The 17,763-nt window shown below is 57.2% G+C and carries 15 protein-coding genes and 1 pseudogene; 8 read left to right on the forward strand and 8 right to left on the reverse strand.

What is annotated here, in order from left to right; translation table 11 throughout:
* Window positions 1–61: 61 nt before the first annotated feature.
* On the forward strand, window positions 62–1,342 hold the full coding sequence (glyA, locus tag BQ7483_RS05265; RefSeq protein WP_072545135.1) for a serine hydroxymethyltransferase: 1,281 nt from the start codon (window positions 62–64) through the stop codon (window positions 1,340–1,342).
* Between the two features lie 105 nt (window positions 1,343–1,447).
* On the opposite strand, the gene BQ7483_RS05270 is transcribed toward glyA, so the two are convergent.
* The 3 genes from BQ7483_RS05270 to BQ7483_RS05280 are packed head-to-tail and all read right to left on the reverse strand — an operon-like array spanning window position 1,448 to window position 4,432.
* Complete coding sequence (locus BQ7483_RS05270) at window positions 1,448–2,584, reverse strand: cytochrome d ubiquinol oxidase subunit II (protein WP_072545136.1); 1,137 nt, start codon at window positions 2,582–2,584, stop codon at window positions 1,448–1,450.
* A gap of 4 nt (window positions 2,585–2,588) precedes the next feature.
* Window positions 2,589–4,166: a cytochrome ubiquinol oxidase subunit I gene (locus BQ7483_RS05275; RefSeq protein WP_072545137.1), complete on the reverse strand. Its 1,578-nt coding sequence runs from the start codon at window positions 4,164–4,166 to the stop codon at window positions 2,589–2,591.
* A gap of 44 nt (window positions 4,167–4,210) precedes the next feature.
* The gene (locus tag BQ7483_RS05280; protein WP_072545138.1) at window positions 4,211–4,432 is read right to left on the reverse strand and encodes a DUF4492 domain-containing protein; all 222 of its coding nucleotides are present in this window, start codon (window positions 4,430–4,432) and stop codon (window positions 4,211–4,213) included.
* Between the two features lie 457 nt (window positions 4,433–4,889).
* On the opposite strand from BQ7483_RS05280, the gene BQ7483_RS05285 reads away from it, so the two are divergent.
* The 6 genes from BQ7483_RS05285 (at window position 4,890) to BQ7483_RS05310 (ending at window position 11,710) form a co-directional block, all read left to right on the forward strand.
* Window positions 4,890–6,290, forward strand: a complete 1,401-nt coding sequence (locus tag BQ7483_RS05285; RefSeq protein WP_072545139.1) for a TolC family protein — start codon at window positions 4,890–4,892, stop codon at window positions 6,288–6,290.
* A gap of 43 nt (window positions 6,291–6,333) precedes the next feature.
* On the forward strand, window positions 6,334–7,575 hold the full coding sequence (locus BQ7483_RS05290; protein WP_072545140.1) for an efflux RND transporter periplasmic adaptor subunit: 1,242 nt from the start codon (window positions 6,334–6,336) through the stop codon (window positions 7,573–7,575).
* A gap of 12 nt (window positions 7,576–7,587) precedes the next feature.
* Entirely contained in the window at window positions 7,588–8,334 is a 747-nt protein-coding gene (locus BQ7483_RS05295; protein ID WP_072545141.1) for an ABC transporter ATP-binding protein, read from the forward strand.
* Window positions 8,335–8,537: 203 nt separating this feature from the next.
* Window positions 8,538–9,758 carry an ABC transporter permease gene (locus BQ7483_RS05300; RefSeq protein ID WP_022020347.1) on the forward strand — a complete coding sequence of 407 codons (1,221 nt, stop codon included), beginning with the start codon at window positions 8,538–8,540 and terminating at the stop codon, window positions 9,756–9,758.
* A 147-nt stretch (window positions 9,759–9,905) separates the two neighbouring features.
* Window positions 9,906–11,012, forward strand: coding sequence for a sensor histidine kinase (locus BQ7483_RS05305; protein ID WP_072545437.1), 1,107 nt, complete (start codon window positions 9,906–9,908; stop codon window positions 11,010–11,012).
* Entirely contained in the window at window positions 11,009–11,710 is a 702-nt protein-coding gene (locus BQ7483_RS05310) for a LytR/AlgR family response regulator transcription factor (protein WP_022020349.1), read from the forward strand. Before BQ7483_RS05305 ends, BQ7483_RS05310 begins: the two co-directional genes overlap by 4 nt.
* Before the next feature lie 346 nt (window positions 11,711–12,056).
* Here the strand turns inward: BQ7483_RS05310 and BQ7483_RS18310 are convergent.
* From BQ7483_RS18310 to BQ7483_RS05335, 5 genes and pseudogenes are all read right to left on the reverse strand, one after another.
* Window positions 12,057–12,194 (reverse strand): annotated as a pseudogene (locus BQ7483_RS18310) (transposase); the annotation flags it as partial.
* A gap of 26 nt (window positions 12,195–12,220) precedes the next feature.
* Window positions 12,221–13,603 (reverse strand): MATE family efflux transporter, encoded by a 1,383-nt coding sequence (locus BQ7483_RS05320; protein WP_072545142.1) that lies wholly within the window; start codon window positions 13,601–13,603, stop codon window positions 12,221–12,223.
* Window positions 13,604–13,615: 12 nt separating this feature from the next.
* Window positions 13,616–14,668, reverse strand: coding sequence for an ABC transporter ATP-binding protein (locus BQ7483_RS05325; protein WP_072545143.1), 1,053 nt, complete (start codon window positions 14,666–14,668; stop codon window positions 13,616–13,618).
* A complete protein-coding gene (locus BQ7483_RS05330) occupies window positions 14,661–15,698 on the reverse strand; it encodes an iron ABC transporter permease (RefSeq protein WP_072545438.1) in 1,038 nt (345 codons plus the stop codon). Before BQ7483_RS05330 ends, BQ7483_RS05325 begins: the two co-directional genes overlap by 8 nt.
* A gap of 10 nt (window positions 15,699–15,708) precedes the next feature.
* Complete coding sequence (locus BQ7483_RS05335) at window positions 15,709–16,875, reverse strand: ABC transporter substrate-binding protein (RefSeq protein ID WP_072545144.1); 1,167 nt, start codon at window positions 16,873–16,875, stop codon at window positions 15,709–15,711.
* 147 nt (window positions 16,876–17,022) lie between these two features.
* Between BQ7483_RS05335 and BQ7483_RS05340 the strand changes: the two genes are divergently transcribed.
* Window positions 17,023–17,736: a precorrin-2 C(20)-methyltransferase gene (locus BQ7483_RS05340; protein WP_072545145.1), complete on the forward strand. Its 714-nt coding sequence runs from the start codon at window positions 17,023–17,025 to the stop codon at window positions 17,734–17,736.
* Window positions 17,737–17,763: the final 27 nt, after the last annotated feature.

Consider the following 17,763-nt stretch of genomic DNA (forward strand, 5'->3'; position numbering starts at 1 on the left):
CTCCATTTAAATGCTTACATTTGCGAACATTTAAACGAGATGCACTAAAAAATAAAAGCACATGGAAAGAGACAACTTGATTTTCGACATCATCGAAAAGGAGCACCAGCGCCAGCTGAAAGGCATCGAGCTGATAGCCTCCGAGAATTTTGTAAGTGACGAAGTAATGCAGGCCATGGGCTCCTGCCTCACTAACAAGTACGCCGAAGGCTACCCCGGCAAGCGCTACTACGGCGGCTGCGAAGTGGTGGACCAGAGCGAGCAGATTGCCATCGACCGCATCAAGAAGATATTCGGCGCCGAATGGGCCAACGTACAGCCCCACTCGGGCGCACAGGCCAATGCAGCCGTCTTCCTCGCCGTCCTCAACCCCGGCGACAAGTTCATGGGCCTGAACCTGGCTCACGGCGGACACCTGTCACACGGCTCGCTGGTCAACACCTCGGGCATCATCTACCATCCGTGCGAATACAATCTGAACAAGGAAACCGGCCGCGTCGACTATGACCAGATGGAGGAAATCGCCCTGCGCGAACATCCGAAGATGATCATCGGCGGAGGTTCGGCCTACTCACGCGAGTGGGACTACAAGCGCATGCGCGAGATTGCCGACAAGGTAGGCGCCATCCTGATGATCGACATGGCCCACCCCGCCGGCCTCATCGCCGCCGGCCTGCTGGACAACCCTGTGAAGTATGCCCACATCGTCACCTCGACCACTCACAAGACCCTGCGCGGCCCGCGTGGAGGTATCATCCTCATGGGCAAGGACTTCCCCAACCCCTGGGGCAAGAAGACACCGAAGGGCGAAGTGAAGATGATGTCGCAGCTGCTCGACTCGGCTGTGTTCCCCGGCATTCAGGGCGGACCGCTGGAGCATGTCATTGCCGCCAAGGCCGTGGCCTTCAACGAAATCCTCCAGCCCTCGTGGAAGGAATACGCCATGCAGGTGAAGAAGAACGCCGCCACCCTGGCACAGGCGCTCATCGACCGCGGCTTCTCCATCGTGAGCGGCGGTACGGACAACCACTCCATGCTCGTCGACCTGCGCACGAAGTACCCCGACCTCACAGGTAAGGTGGCCGAGAAAGCCCTCGTATCTGCCGACATCACCGTCAACAAGAACATGGTACCCTTCGACAGCCGCTCTGCCTTCCAGACATCGGGTATCCGCCTGGGTACGCCTGCCATCACCACCCGCGGCGCCAAGGAAGACCTGATGTACGAGATTGCCGAGATGATTGAAACCGTCCTGTCCAACGTAGACAACGAAGCCGTCATCGCACAGGTTCGTGCCCGCGTCAACGAGACGATGAAGAAGTATCCCCTCTTCGCCTATTGAACGGACGACTGAAAATCACACCATATACAGAAAGAGCGCACCCCCCGCGTGGGGATGCGCTCTTTTTTCTTATGCTTATGCACAGAGCGGAGAGAAGCCTCAGCCTCAATCCTCCTCACCGCCGGCCGTGTCCTGCCGCTCTATCTTGCGGTTGTCGATGCTCCGCCAGGCATAGAAGATGTAAGCCAGCACGAAGGGCACGAGGATAGACACATAGGCCATGGTGCGCAGGGTGAACTCGCTGGAGCTGCTGTTCTGCAACGTGAGCGAGCTTTGCAGGTCGGCCGTCGAGGGATAGTAGGCCGTGTTGTTGTAGCCCGCTACCAGCAGGAGGGAGAGCACCGTCAGCACCGTGCCGATGCCCGCAAACCAGATGCCCTTGTCGAAGCCCTTCTTCCACAACGTGCGTCCGATGCCCCACAGCACACTGACCACGCCCAGCAGAAACAGCACCAGCACCACAGGCATCTCGAGGAAATTCGTCAGATACTTGTAGGGCTCCATGCACACAAGCCCCGTTTCGGGCTTCACCGCATAACCGTCGGCCAGCAGCGTGCGCACCAGGAAGGCCAGGAAGAACACCAGGAACAAGCCCGCATTGGCCCACAACGAACGGCGGCTGCGCGCTACCAGCTCTTCATCGGCAATGCTGTTCACAAAGTAGAGGGCACCCAGCACCCGCGCCAGGAAGAACACCGCCAGGCCCAGCACCACGTTCCAGGGGTTGGCCAGCGCGTCGAGCCCATGCCATCCGTTGGCCCAACTGCTGATGACGGGCATCATCGTCTCCGTCATGCTGCCCTTGTCCACATAGAAGGCCGAGCCCGTGAAGAACGTGGCCACCGCCCCGCCCAGCAGGACAGGCCCCACCACGCCGTTCAGCACCAGGAAGGCGCGATACGTGTTCTTGCCCAGCAGATTGCCCGCCTTCAGCTGGAATTCGTAGCTGACGGCCTGCAACACGAAGCTGAAGAGGATAATCATCCACAACCAGTAGGCACCGCCAAAGCTGGTGCTGTAGAACAGAGGGAAAGAGGCGAAAAAGGCGCCGCCGAAGGTGACGAGCGTCGTGAAGGTGAACTCCCACTTGCGACCCGTCGAGAGCACCATCATCCGCCGCTGCTCTTCCGTCTTGCCCAGGCAGAACAGGAGCGAATTGCCCCCCTGCACAAAAAGCAGAAACACCAGAATGGCTCCCAGCAGGGAGACCACAAACCACCAATATTGTTGAAGTAATGCCATAACGTCAATAATTTGAAGAATGAATGTTTACATTTGAATTCTCAGGTCCCTTTCGGATGGCTTTCAGCATGATGCCCACCTCGGCCACCAACAGGACGGTAAAGAGGAACAGGAAGAGGAAGAAGGTTGTCTGCACCGACCCCACCTCCAGCTTCGAGATGGCCGCACCTACGGGCAGCATGTCCTGAATAGTCCACGGCTGGCGTCCGCACTCGGCCACCACCCAACCTGCCTGACTGGCCAGATATCCCAGCGGTATGCTGAGCATGGCCACCATCTGCAGCCAGCGCAGGCGGCTCAGGTCTTTCTTGAAGGCCACAAACAGCACCACGATGAAGAACAGGATGAAGTATCCGCCCAGCAGCACCATCACGCGGAACATGTAAAAGGTCAGCGGCACGCTGGGTACCAGCTCCTGCGCATCCTTGATGTAGCCGTAGCCGAAGTAGGGCATGTTCTCCTTCAGCTCGACGGCAGCAACCTCGGCCGCTGCACTGTCGCCCTCGGCACGCGCCTCCCGATAGGTGGCAAAGGCCTCGATGGCCTTGCGTCCGCGCTCCATCTTTTCTGCGGCCGAAAGGGCCTTCGTGCCGTCCTTCAACTCATATCCGCCCTCCAGCAGGTCGTTGATGCCAGGCACGAAAGCATCGGCCTTGCGCTCGGCCAGCAACGAAAGCATCTTGGGAATCTCCATGCGGAAGAGAAAAGGATCCACGCCGTCGTCGGGCGTCTGCTTGTCAGGGTTCAGTATACCGAAAGCCACCAGGCCGGCTCCCTCCTGCCCCTCATAATAACCTTCCATGGCGGCCAGCTTCATTGGCTGGTGTTGGGCCACCTGGTAGCCCGACCCGTCGCCCGTCCAAGCGGCCATCAGTGCCGCAAACAGACCTACGGACGCTCCCACCTTGATGCTGCTCAGGGCAAAGCGGCGCTCGCGCTTCTTCCACAGATACCAGCAGCTGACGCCCACCACAAACAAGGCTCCCAGCACCCAACCTGAAAGAACGGTGTGGAAGAACTTGTTGACGGCCATCGGCGAAGTGGCTACGGCCCAGAAGTCCACCATCTCGTTGCGGGCCGTATCAGGGTTGAACTTCATCCCCACAGGATATTGCATCCACGCATTGGCCACCAGTATCCACCAGGCCGAGATAGTGGCGCCCAAACCCGTCAGCCAGGTGGAAGCCAGGTGGAAGCCGCGGCTCACCTTCTGCCATCCGAAGAACATCACGGCAATAAACGTCGCCTCCATGAAGAAGGCCACAATGCCCTCGATGGCCAGCGGCGCTCCGAAGATGTCGCCCACAAACCAGCTGTAGTTGCTCCAGTTGGTACCAAACTCAAACTCCAGGATAATGCCCGTGGCCACGCCGATGGCGAAGTTGATGCCGAACAGCTTCATCCAGAAGCGGGCGGTCCGTTTCCAGAAGGGATCGCCCGTCCGATAATAGAAAGTCTCCATGAGGCCCATGACCACGGCCAGTCCCAAGGTCAGCGGCACAAAAATCCAATGGTAGATGGCGGTCAGCGCAAATTGTGCCCTTGACCAGTCGATCAGCGAAGAATCAATGTGTTCAATCATAAATCAATTATTAATAGTAAAGGAATAATGTTCTGCAAAGCCATCTACCTCGGAGGCATCCGCTCAATCAGTTCACGGCTCACGTACCCGTTCTTCTCTCCGCCGTCGGCCGCCTGTTTCAGGAAGTCGGGGAAAAAGAAAATCCTAAGGATGAAGAACATAACAAAAAGCTTGATGAGGATAATCAGCCACAACGTCCGCCCCAGCTTCATGCCGCGGAAGCCGTCGCGATAGAATTGCCAGATGTTCAGGAAAAGATGTTTCATAATCCAAGGTTCCAAAGACACAAAGATAGTACAAACCCTGAGAAATGCAAAAGAAAGCTTTCCCAAAAATGAATTATCCTGGCCTTCGAAGACAAGAGTACAACCACAGCAGCAACAAGTCTCCTTCATTGATTGCATAAGATGGCATCTTGAGCAGCATGAGATGGCATCTTGTGCAACATAAGACAGCATCTTATGCCATCAAAGATAGAAACATCTGCCACGCGTGTTGCTTCAGGCCGACAAGAACCCTGCTTCCGGCCGCATAATCTGCGCTCCACCCCGCCCAAAGCACCATTCTGATTGGTCGGCAAAATCTGCCGGATAAGCGTTGTCTGTACGGCCAACGTCCATCTTTTTTCCACATCCGACGAAAGCCCCGTACTTTTGTCACAGAAAAAAGAAGAGAGAACAGATTGATTTGACAGAAAACGATAACTCCAAATTCTCAAGCGATATGACAAATCTAAGAACATTCACCCTGACGGCTCTCTGCCTGGCAGGCATCACCTGCGCAAAAGCACAGATCGCCGAGCCGACGCCAGCCGTACAGGCCGACAGCACCGTTGCCGCCCGCCTGCCCCAGCAATGGAACTTGCAGACGTGCATCGATTATGCCTTGCAGAACAACATCACCATCCGTCGCAACCGCATCAGCGCACAAAGCACGCAGGAGGATGTAAAGACAGCCAAGGCCGAACTCTTCCCCTCGCTCAACGCCAGCGTGAGCCAGCGTGTCGTAAACCGCCCCAATACCACTAACGGTACCATTATCAGCGGTGATAATATCACTTCGAGCCAGAGCAAGACATCCTATAACGGTACCTATGGTATCGATGCCAACTGGACTCTCTACAACGGCGGCAAGCGGCTGAACACCATCAAGCAGCAACAGCTGAACCAGCGCATCGCCGACCTGGCCGTAGCCGAAAGCGAGAACTCCATCGAGGAAAGCATCATGCAGGTTTATGTACAGATACTCTACGCTGCCGAAGCGGTCAAGATAAACGAAGCGACCCTAGAAGTGAGCCAGGCCCAGTACGAACGGGGCAAGCAGCTCTTCGAGGCAGGAAGCATCGCCCAGAGCGACCTGGCACAGCTCGAAGCGCAGGTGAGCAGCGACAACTACCAGCTCGTCACCTCGCAGGCCACCCTGCAGGACTACAAGCTCCAGCTGAAGCAGCTCCTCGAGCTGGACGGCAGCGACGAAATGGTGCTCGACATGACCATGCCCAACGACACGCAGGTACTCTCGCCCCTGCCCACCAAGACCGACGTCTACCGCACCGCCCTGCTGATGCGGCCCGAGATTGAGTCGGGCAAGCTCGACGTCGAAGCCTCCGACCTCAACATCAAGATAGCCCGCGCCGGCTACCTGCCCACCATCAGCCTCAGTGCAGGCATCGGAAGTACCAATGCCAACGGCAACGACTTCACCTTCACCGAGCAGATCAAGCAGAACTGGAACAACTCGCTGGGCCTCACTCTGAGCATCCCTCTCTATGACAAGCGCCAGACCAAGTCGTCCATCAACAAGGCCAAGCTCCAGAAGCAGACCAGCGAACTGGACCTGCTCGACAAGCAGAAGACGCTCTACAAGACCATCGAGAACCTCTGGCTCGACGCCAACAGCGCCCAGCAGCAATACGTAGCCGCCAGCAAGAAGCTGGAGAGCACGCAGACCAGCTACAACCTCGTCAGCGAGCAGTTCAACCTCGGCATGAAGAACACCGTCGAACTGCTTACTGAAAAGAACAACCTGCTCAACGCCCAGCAGGAAATGCTCCAGGCCAAGTACATGGCCCTGCTCAACGCCGGCCTGCTCCAGTTCTACCAGGGCGAGAAGTTTGAACTCTGAGAAGAATAACCCACAAGAAAACAATCAAAAATACATTTATATTATGAACAAGAAGAAAATCATCACCCTCACGGCAGGTGTCATCATCGTGGCCGGAGCAGCCTTCTGGCTGTTCGGAGGCAGCACCCGCAAGCAGCAGGTCAGCTACGAGATGGTCAAGGTAGGTCCTGCGGACATCTCGAACTTCGTCACCGCCACCGGTACCATCGAGCCAGTAACCGAAGTCGAAGTCGGTACACAGGTCAGCGGTATCATCGACAAGATTTATGTGGACTACAACACCGTCGTCAAGGAAGGACAGCTCATCGCCGAGATGGATAAGGTGACACTCGAAAGCGAACTGGCCTCCTCGCAGGCCACCTACGACGGCGCCAAAGCCGAATACGAGTATCAGAAAAAGAACTACGAACGCAACAAGGGACTGAAGGCCAAGAACCTCATCAGCGACACCGACTACGAGCAATCCGAATATAACTACCTGAAAGCCAAGAGCGCCTTCGACAGCAGCAAGGCTGCCCTTTCCAAAGCCGAGCGCAACCTGTCGTACGCCACCATCACCTCGCCCATAGACGGCGTGGTCATCAGCAAGGATGTGGAGGAAGGACAGACCGTAGCTTCAGGCTTCGAGACCCCTACCCTCTTCACCATTGCCGCCGACCTGACGCAGATGCAGGTAGTGGCCGACGTCGATGAAGCCGATATAGGCGGCGTCGAACTGGGCCAGCGTGTAGAGTTTACCGTCGATGCCTATCCCAGCGACACATTCGAGGGTGAAGTTACCCAAATCCGTCTGGGTGAAGCCTCCTCGTCGTCGAGCAGCACCAGCAGCAGCTCCAGCACCGTAGTCACCTACGAAGTGGTCATCTCCGCCCCCAACCCCGACCTGAAGCTGAAACCGCGTCTGACGGCCAACATCACCATCTATACGCTCGACAAGCGTGGCGTCAACAGCGTACCTGCCTCTGCCCTGCGCTTCACTCCCGCCCTGCCCATCGCGGGCTCCGATGCCGTCATCAACGACTGCGAGGGCGAGCATAAGCTCTGGACCAAGCAAGGCAATGTCTTCACCGCCCACGCCGTCACCACCGGCATCAGCAACGGCAGCTATACTGAAATCACCGGCGGCATCGAACCCGGCACCGAAGTCATCAGCGACGCAAAAATCAGCAGCAATGCACCCCAGGCCGAAGAAGCCGGCGGCGAGCGCAGCCCCTTCATGCCAGGCCCTCCGGGAAGCGACAAGAAGAAAAACAGCAGTAGCAGCGATAGTAGTAGCAAAAAATAACAGCAGACAGTCATGAACAAAGTTGTCATCGAACTTCAGAACATCAAACGCAACTTCCAGGTGGGCGACGAGACCGTGCATGCCCTGCGCGGCGTCTCGTTCACCATCCGCGAAGGCGAGTTTGTCACCATCATGGGAACGTCGGGGTCGGGCAAGTCCACCCTGCTCAACACGCTGGGCTGCCTCGACCCCCCCACCAGTGGTGAGTACCTGCTGGACGGAATCTCCGTGCGCACCATGTCCAAGTCACAGCGTGCCATCCTGCGCAACCGCAAGATAGGCTTCGTGTTCCAGAACTACAACCTGCTGCCAAAGACAACGGCTGTAGAGAACGTCGAACTGCCGCTCATGTACAACCCCTCCGTATCGGCCGCCGAACGCCGCCGCAGGGCCATTGAAGCCCTGGTAGCCGTCGGCCTGGGCGACCGCCTGGAGCACAAGTCCAACCAGATGTCCGGTGGACAGATGCAGCGTGTGGCCATCGCCCGCGCACTGGTCAACAACCCCGCCGTCATACTGGCCGACGAAGCGACAGGTAACCTCGATACGCGCACTTCGTTCGAGATTCTGGTCCTCTTCCAGAAGCTCCACGCCGAGGGACGCACCATCATCTTCGTCACCCACAACCCCGAAATAGCCCAATACAGCAGCCGCAACATCACCCTGCGCGACGGGCAGGTAAAGGACGACCGTGTGAACCCTCACATTCTGAATGCAGCCGAAGCGCTGGCCGCCCTCCCCGTGCCCGAGGAGGACTAAAGAAGGGGGAAAATTTAACAGACCGTTAAGCGCCCGTTTAACGGACCATTAAGTACTCGCTTAACGGACCGTTAGATACTCGCTTAATACGCCGTTAAATACTCGCTTAACGACCCGTTAAACGAGCGCTTAACGGACCATTAAATGCAACCGCAGAATTCCGCCACTGAAAAGTGATGGAAGAAACAGAAAAAACAACCCTTATGAACGGAACAAACTTATTCAAAATAGCCCTGCGCGCCCTTGCCAACAACAAGTTACGCGCCTTCCTCACCATGCTGGGTATCATCATCGGTGTGGCCTCCGTCATCACGATGCTGGCCATCGGCCAGGGCTCGAAAAAGAGTATCCAGGCACAAATCTCCGAAATGGGCTCCAACATGATCATGATACATCCGGGAGGTGAACGACGGGGCGGTGTGCGGATGGATCCCAGCGAAATGCAGACCCTGAAGCTGTCCGACTATGAATCGCTGCGCAACGAGACGACCTTCCTCTCGGCCATCAGCCCCAACGTGTCGAGCAGCGGCCAGCTCATTGCCGGCAACAACAACTACCCCTCTTCTGTCAGCGGCGTAGGCACGGAGTATCTGGAGATACGCCAGCTTACGGTCGAAGAGGGCGAGATGTTCACCGAAGCCGACATCCAGGTGTCTGCCAAGGTTTGTGTCATCGGAAAGACCATCGTAGACAACCTCTTCCCCGACGGTACCGACCCCATCGGACGCATCATCCGCTTCAACCAGGTACCCCTGCGCGTGGTAGGTGTCCTCAAGAGCAAAGGCTACAACTCCATGGGCATGGACCAGGACGACGTCGTACTGGCTCCCTACACCACCGTAATGAAGCGACTGCTGGCCCAAACCTATCTGGAAGGCATCTTTGCTTCGGCCCTCTCGGAAGACATGACCGACTATGCCACCGAAGAGGTCAGCACCATCCTGCGACGCAACCACAAGCTGCGCGATACGGACGACGATGACTTCACCATCCGCAGCCAGCAGGAATTGAGCTCCATGCTCAACACCACCACCGACCTGATGACCACGCTGTTGGCCTGCATCGCAGGCATCTCGCTCGTCGTGGGCGGCATCGGCATCATGAACATCATGTACGTCTCCGTCACCGAACGTACCCGCGAAATCGGTCTGCGCATGTCTGTCGGCGCCCGCGGCATCGACATCCTGTCGCAGTTCCTCATCGAGGCCATCCTCATCAGTATCACGGGTGGCATCATCGGCGTGCTCATCGGATGCGGAGCTTCGTTCATCGTCAAGAACGTGGCCCACTGGCCCATTTTCATCCAGCCCTGGAGCGTCATCCTCTCGTTCGCCGTCTGCACCGTCACCGGCGTGTTCTTCGGATGGTACCCGGCCAAGAAGGCTGCCAGCCTCGACCCCATCGAAGCCATCCGCTACGAATAGCCCCCTCTTTCGGGCATGGATGATGCGGATACACACGATAAAGGAGGGACTTTATCCGTGAGAATCCGTATCATCCATGCTGCTTTCAAATAATTCTTCATTCTTCATTATTAATTCTGCATTTAATCTTATCTTTGTCCCACTATGATGAAACAAAACCTGTCACAACGTGCCTACCTGGTCGAAGTCCTGACCCATATCATCGGCTGGGGCATCGTCTTCGGCTTCCCGTTCCTCATGATGAGCCGGAGCGGATTCAACATCACGTGGCCCGACTATCTGCGCCACGGCTGCATCGTCCCCCTCTCCTTCCTCATCATCTTCTACCTGAACTACTGCCTGCTCATCCCCCGCTATCTGTTCAGCAACCACGTCAAGACCTACCTTGTACTCAATCTTGTCTGCATCCTGATCATTGCCCTGGGTTCGCACTTCTGGCAGGAATTTTCCATCGCCTACAACGACATTCCCCGGCCAAACAGACGACCTGACAGTCCCCCAAAATGGATGTTCTTCCTGCGCGACGTTTTCTCCATGGTGCTCACCGTGGGTCTCAGCGCTGCCATCCGCATGAGCCGCCGCTGGGCCGCCAACGAAGCCGCCCGCCGCGAAGCCGAGCAGCAGCGCACCGAAGCCGAGCTCAAGAACCTGCGCAGCCAGCTCAATCCCCACTTCCTGCTCAACACGCTCAACAACATCTACGCCCTCATCGCCTTCGACGCCGACAAGGCCCAGCAGGCCGTGCAGGAGCTGAGCCGCCTGTTACGCCACGTCCTCTACGACAACCAGCAGAACTTCGTACCGCTGGACAAGGAGATGGACTTCATCCGCAACTACATCGCCCTGATGCGCATCCGGCTCTCGTCCAACGTAACCGTCGAGACCCATTTCGACATCCGTCCCGAAAGCCGCACCGAGATAGCTCCGCTCATCTTCATCTCGCTCATCGAGAACGCTTTCAAGCACGGCATCTCGCCCACCGAACCCAGCTACATCCGCATACGCTTCAGCCAGACGGGTAATCGCGTCAGCTGCGAAATCACCAACAGCTACCACCCCAAGTCGCCGGCCGACAAGAGCGGAAGCGGCATCGGCCTCGAACAGGTGCGCCGCCGCCTCGAACTCTCCTACCCCGGACGATACACGTGGCAGCAGGGAGTCGACCCCTCCGGCAAGGAGTACCGCTCCCTGCTCACCATCGAATGTGAAAATCCACCCCATTCCGAACTTTCCAAACAAAAGAACTTGATATGAAACTGAAATGTGCCATTGTAGACGATGAACCCCTGGCCCTCGGACTGCTTGAGAGCTATGTAGCCAAGACTCCCTTCCTCGAACTGGCAGGGAAATACTCCAGTGCTGTTCAAGCCATGAAGGAACTGCCCGAAAAGCAGGTCGACCTCCTCTTCCTCGACATCCAGATGCCCGAACTCAACGGGCTCGAATTCTCGCGGATGGTCGATTCGCGCACCCGCATCGTCTTTACCACTGCCTTCGAGCAATACGCCCTCGACGGCTACAAGGTCAATGCCCTCGACTACCTGCTCAAGCCCATTTCCTACACCGACTTCCTCCAGGCGGCCAACAAGGCCGTCCAGTGGTTCGAACTGCTCAATCAGCCCCACGACGAAATCACCTCCATCTTCGTCAAGAGCGACTACAAGCTGGTACAGATCGAGCTGGACAACATCCTCTACGTTGAAGGGCTCAAGGACTATGTCAAGATCTACGAGGAAGGCAGCCAGCGCCCCATCCTTTCGCTCATGAGCATGAAGGCCATGGAAGAGCTGCTCCCCTCTTCGCGCTTCATGCGCGTCCACCGTTCCTACATTGTCCAAAAAAGCAAAATACGTATCATCGACCGCGGTCGCATCATCTTCGGAAAGACCAGCATCCCCGTCAGCGAAAGCTATAAAGCCGCCTTTCAGGAATACTTGGACCGCCGAAGCTAAATGGGCCACATTATCAACTTTTTAATCCACAAATTTGGAGTTTTAGGAAAAACCGTCTATCTTTGCCCGTGAATAGAAAACGGAGTTGTGAAACTCTCAATAGAATAGTTTAGTTAAGTCTAGTTTAGTTTTTGTTGGGCACTTCCACGTTATGCGAACGACGGGAGTGCTCATTTTTTTCCTACCATACAGGCACTTACAAAAACAAGCGTTTCCAAAGCTTCGCAACAGGTTGCAAAAAACACTTGTCGGAAAATTGTCGGACAGCATTTTTCGGCTATTGGAATTGTCGCAACTTATTTGAACAAAAACAAGGATCAACGTAAAAACCTGAGGGATTCTTGGATTAAGCATAAATTTTAGCCAGTCTGAACAGGAAGAACGCCTTGTCCTTCACTCCTCTGAACTTTGAACGAAAGCTCTTTATTTTGGCATTGAAGGATTCGGATGCAGCCTTTGTGGAACGCTTCTCAAAGAAGTTTATTCAGGCGAAAGTACTGAAACGAAATATCATTTTTTGGACGAAGGCTGCAGAGTTTCCTGCCGCTTCATTTCGAACAGCACGCTGAAAGTCAGCGGAATGGCCAGCAGGAAGGTACACATGTCGGACACAGCCTGACACATCTCCACTCCCTGAAGTCCGAAAAGACTGGGCAAGACAAAAATGAGCGGAATGAAGAACAATCCCTGACGGGCAGACGACAGGATGGTGGCACGCACCGACTTGCGGATGGTCTGCAACATCATGTTGCTGATGATGATGAAAGCCCCCAGCGGATAGGTGACCAGCTGCCAGCGCAGCGCCGCCGCACCGGTAGACACTACAGCCGGGTCGCCCTTGCGGAAGAGTTCGACAATCTCTTCAGCGTAACCGAAGCCCAGCACGGCACATACCAGCAGGAAGACGAACCCGATGCGCACACAGAACCAGAAGCCCTGACGCACACGCGCATAAAGGCCCGCACCGTAACAGAAACCGCACATGGGCTGGAATCCCTGGCCGAACCCGATAAGGAAAGAATTGATGAACATGCCGATGCGCGACACGATGGACATGCCCGCAATGGCTGCATCGCCATAGGCGCCTGCGGCCACATTCAGCAGAATGGTGGAAAGGCTGGCCAGTCCCTGACGGGCCAGCGAAGGAGTGCCTCCGCCGATGATTTCCTTGATGAACGACCACGTGGGCGTAAAGTTACGGTAACGGATGGCAATGTTACCGCCCTTCCGGGCCATGAAAAGCAGCAGCACGAAGCTGCAGAACTGGCTGATGACCGTCGCCAGCGCGGCTCCCGCCACTCCCATATCGCAAACAAAGATAAACAACGGATCGAGCAGGACATTGAGCACGGCTCCGCTCACGATGCCCACCATGGCATAGGCCGCATTTCCCTGAAAACGCATCTGGTTGTTGAGCACCAGCGAGGAAGCCATGAAGGGAGTACCTATCAGGATGATGCCCAGATAGCGTTCCGTATAGGGCAGAATGGTGGGCGTAGAGCCCAGCATCACCGACAGGGGAGTAAGGAATATCAGTCCCAGCACCGCCAGCAGGCACCCCATGAAGAAGGCCATGAAGAAACCCGTGGCCGCCATCTTCTCGGCACTGTCCACGTCGCGGGCTCCCAGCCGGCGCGAGATGAAGTTGCCCGAACCGTGTCCGAAGAAGAACCCCGTGGCCTGGATGATGGACATCAGCGAAAACACAATGCCCACCGCGGCGGTGGACTGCGTATTGATTTTCCCGACAAAATACGTGTCGGCCATGTTGTAGAAGGCCGTCACCAGCATACTGATGATGGTCGGTATGGCCAGGCGGGTAATGACGCCCGGTATGGGGGCAGTGGTCAGCTGCTCGTAGTTTTCTTTTGCGGTGTGGTGATGTATCAGCATATCGTTCTATAATCAATCGTTTCCTGTTGTCAATGTCTCGCGGACCTTCAGCAGCAGTTCGCCGATGCTCCGCAGGACCACCGGACTACCATCCGGCCGATGCAGCAGAAAGGTGCCGTCGCCCCGGAGGTCGCCCGTCTCGATGAAGATGTCCGACTCCACGTTGCGGTTGGCCAGGATGCCGTCCCGTTGCAGGGCCTTGCGCACCATGGCGTAACGCTGTCCGTGACCGACGAGGCGTATCTGCGACGTATATTCGTTGTCCACACGGAAGAGGCCGGTTTCCAGGTCGAAAACGATACCTTTGCGGGCGAAGAAACCGCTCAGGCTGCCGTCCAGGGCCAGGTCTTCGGGCGTGCCGATGGTTACGCCGTTTGTCTTGTCCATCAGCCAGATCCGGTCGGCAATCTGCAGGGCCAGTTCCAGGTCGTGGGTCGAGAGGAAGATAGTCTTGCCCGTCCGGCGGCTCAGCTGATGGAGCAGCTGCATCATTTCCACCTTGCTGGGGAAGTCGAGGAAAGCCGTCGGCTCGTCCAGGTAGATGACGGGGGTTTCCTGTGCCAGAGCCTTGGCTATCATCACCTTCTGCCGTTCGCCGTCACTCAGGGTGTCGACCATGCGGTCGTGCAGGGAGGCGATGCCCACCAGGCCGATGGAACGCTCCACCACTTCCTTGTCGGCCTTCGACAGGGTTCCCCAGAAGCCGGTATACGGGCTGCGTCCCAGGCTGACCAGTTCGAAGACGGACATGTTGCGGACGTCGCACTTCTCCGTGAGCACCACGCTCAGCACGCGCGACAGCTGCTTGTCCGTGTAGCTGCCAATCTCCTTGCCCTGCAGCCAGATGCTGCCGCCCATCTTGGGCTGGAAGGCCGAGAGGGTGCGAAGCAAGGTGGACTTCCCCACCCCGTTGGCTCCCAACAGGCAGGTCAGTTCGCCGCCGTAGATGTCGGCCGAGATACCGGAGGCCACCACCTTCACGCCATGCTTGGGGGCATAGCCGATAGACAGGTCCTCGATGTGGACGGTGGGACGGGTGTAGGTATGGACAGCTGTATTATTCATTGAGTTCATTTTTTCTACGTTTGAAGAGTACCGAGGCCACAACCGGAGCACCGATGAGGGCCGTCACCGAGTTGACGGGCAAGGCACCTTCCAGTCCGGGCATGCGGGCGATAAGGTTGCAGACCAGGGCCAAGGCCGCACCCACCAGCAGCGTAGCAGGCATCAGCACCCGATGATCGGACGAGCGGAAGATGGCCCGGCACAAGTGGGGCACGGCCAGTCCGATGAACATGATGGGCCCGCAATAGGCCGTCACGATGGCCACCAGCACACCGGCACAGAGGATGACCAGCAGGCGGGCCCGGCGGATGTTCAGTCCCAGGTTGCGCGCATAGCCGTTGCCCAGCAGCAGCAGGTTCATTGTCTTGATGAGCAGGAACGAGAGGGGCAGCAGCACGGCCATGATGCCCACGAAGAGCAGCATCTGGTCGCCCGAGACGCGGGCAAAGCTGCCCAGCCCCCAAATGACGTAGGCGCGGATGTCTTCCTCGACGCTGAAGAACTTCAGCACACCGATAATGGCATTGGCCACGTAGCCTATCATGACGCCGATGATGAGCAGCGTCACGTTGCCCCGCACCTTCATCGACACGTAGACGATGAGGGCCATCACCGACATGGCGCCCACGATGGCCGCCAACGACAAAGCCACCTCGCCCAGATATCCCAGATGGCTCAGGGCTACGCCTCCCACCGCCCCGGACAGCAGCACGACAAAGGCCACACCGAGGCTGGCGCCCGAACTTACCCCCAGTACCGACGGATCGGCCAGCGGATTACGGAACACCGTCTGCATCTGCAGGCCGCTGACCGACAGGCCCGCACCGGCTACCAGTGCCGTCAGTGCCTGCGGCACGCGCGACTTCCAGATAATGTTCTGCCAGACGACGGACTCGTCGGTACTGCCGGCCAGGATGCTGCACACCGAACGCAAGGGGATGTGCACCGAACCCAGCAACAGGTTCAGCAGGAAGAACACGACGATGAGCACCGTCATCAGAAGCATCAGGGGAAGTATGGGACGTTTCAGCATACGGAAATCATTTCAGCCGTTCGTAATAAGTAGGTTTATAGTCGGGCAGCAGGTCGGGATGGAAGGCATGTATCAGGTCCTCCAGCACCACCTCGGGCTGCATGGGCATGCTCTCATAGAAAGGCGTGGTACGCATGTTGCAGTAGATGACGCCTTTTTCCCGAAAAGCACGGAAGTCGGCATAACGCGCGTCGGTAGCTTTCAGCGCGTCGTAGGAGAAAGTGCCGTCGTAGCTGTTGACAATGCGCCAGAAGTCGGCCTCCTCGGCCCGGCTGTAGACAGTCTCAAAGTCCAGCGTCACGCCTCCCGAACGGGGATCGTCCTTCAGGAAATAGTCGGCCCCGGCATCGCGGAACAGCTGGGCCAGGAAGCTCTTGCCGCCCACGGCATACCAGTTGCCGCCACGCAGCTCGCCGCTGAACACCACGGGGCGCTTCTTCACGCCCGCCGCCAGGCGGCACAGCTCGTTGTAGCGCGCCTCGATGGCCGCAAACTTGGCATTGGCCTCGCGTTCGCGACCGATGAACAGGCCGATGAACTTCACCCATTCCGCCTGTCCCAGCGGCGTCATTTCCTTGTAGCCCAGATGGGGCACCAACGGAATACCCGTATCGTACATGGCATCGTAGCCCCCCCGCTTGAAGGGAGAGATGAAGATGACATCGGGATTGACGCTCATGATGACTTCGCTGTCGAAGTTGCCTTCGATGCCTATCTTCACCGTCTTGCCTTCTTCCACCTGGCGGTTCATGGTGGGGTTGAACAGATGGCGCGTGCTGGTGATGCCCGCCACGAACGGACAGGCGTCCAGGGCGATGAAGTTGGACAGCTGGAGCGACGTCATGCAGATGACGCTGCGCACCGGCGTCTCGATGACGGTATAGTCTTGGGGAATGCCTGCCGGACGGGTACCGCGAGGCACGAGGGTAAAGCGGTAGACCGGAGCCTTCGGGTTCTGCGGGTCCTGCACATCGACCAGCCGCACGCCGCCGGAGAGGTAGCGCACTTCATAACCTTCGGCATAAGCCGGACGGATAACGGCAGCCGAATCGAGCTCGGCACAGGCCACCGTATCGACAGCCGCCGCTTCGGACGACCGGGCCGACTTGGAGCCACACGAGGGCAGACAACAGGAGGCGGCCAGCATCAGGCCGGCCAGAGGTATCTTGTTCATCGGGATCATTTTTAAAACTATGCCGCAAAGTTAACCGAAACGGGGGAATATCACAACTTACGTATGTGAAACTTCCCTATCCGAGGCGTCAGAATAACATATTTTCCATACCTTTGCAGGCAACTTAACCCACGAAAGCCGAACATTATGTCACACCCCATCCAATTCGTTTCCCTGGGTCCGGGCGATCCGGAACTGATTACCCTGAAAGGCTGGAGGCAGCTGAAGGAAGCCGATGCCGTCTATTGCCCCGAAACCCTGACACGCGACGGGCGCCGTCTGTCAAGGGCTGCCGACATCCTGCTGCAGCTCGGCGTGGCCGAAGACGCCATCCGCCGCTTCCACCTTCCTATGAGCAAACAGCGCGAACGCGCACTGGAAGCCTACGACCGGGTCTACGCGGAAGCCCGGCAACTGCAAGCCCGGGGAAAGCGCGTGTGCATCGTGGCCGAAGGAGATGCGGGCTTCTATTCGTCCATACATTATATATATGAGAAGCTGCAGGCCGCAGGTGTTCCCGTAACGCACATCGCCGGCATTCCGGCCTTCATTGCCGCCGGAGCATTGGGCGGACTGCATGTGGCCAGTCAGGAGCAGCGGCTCACCGTCATGCCAGGCAATGCCACCGCCGAAGAACTGGAACGCCTGATAGCAGACGGCGGGACCGTCGTCATCATGAAGCTGTCGCAATGCACCGACGAAGTGCACCGCTGCATCGGCCGGCATCCCGAATACGCTTACCACTATTTTGAAAACGTAGGTACACCGGAAGAAGTCTATACCTGCGACACCCACCGCATTGCCGCAACAAAATTCCCCTACTTCTCACTGCTGATTGTACAGAAGGCACATCCGCAGTAAAAAGCAGGGGAACAGACTGTCTATCCT

Origin of the sequence: Mediterranea massiliensis (assembly GCF_900128475.1) — a bacterium.
Taxonomy (GTDB): domain Bacteria; phylum Bacteroidota; class Bacteroidia; order Bacteroidales; family Bacteroidaceae; genus Bacteroides; species Bacteroides massiliensis_E.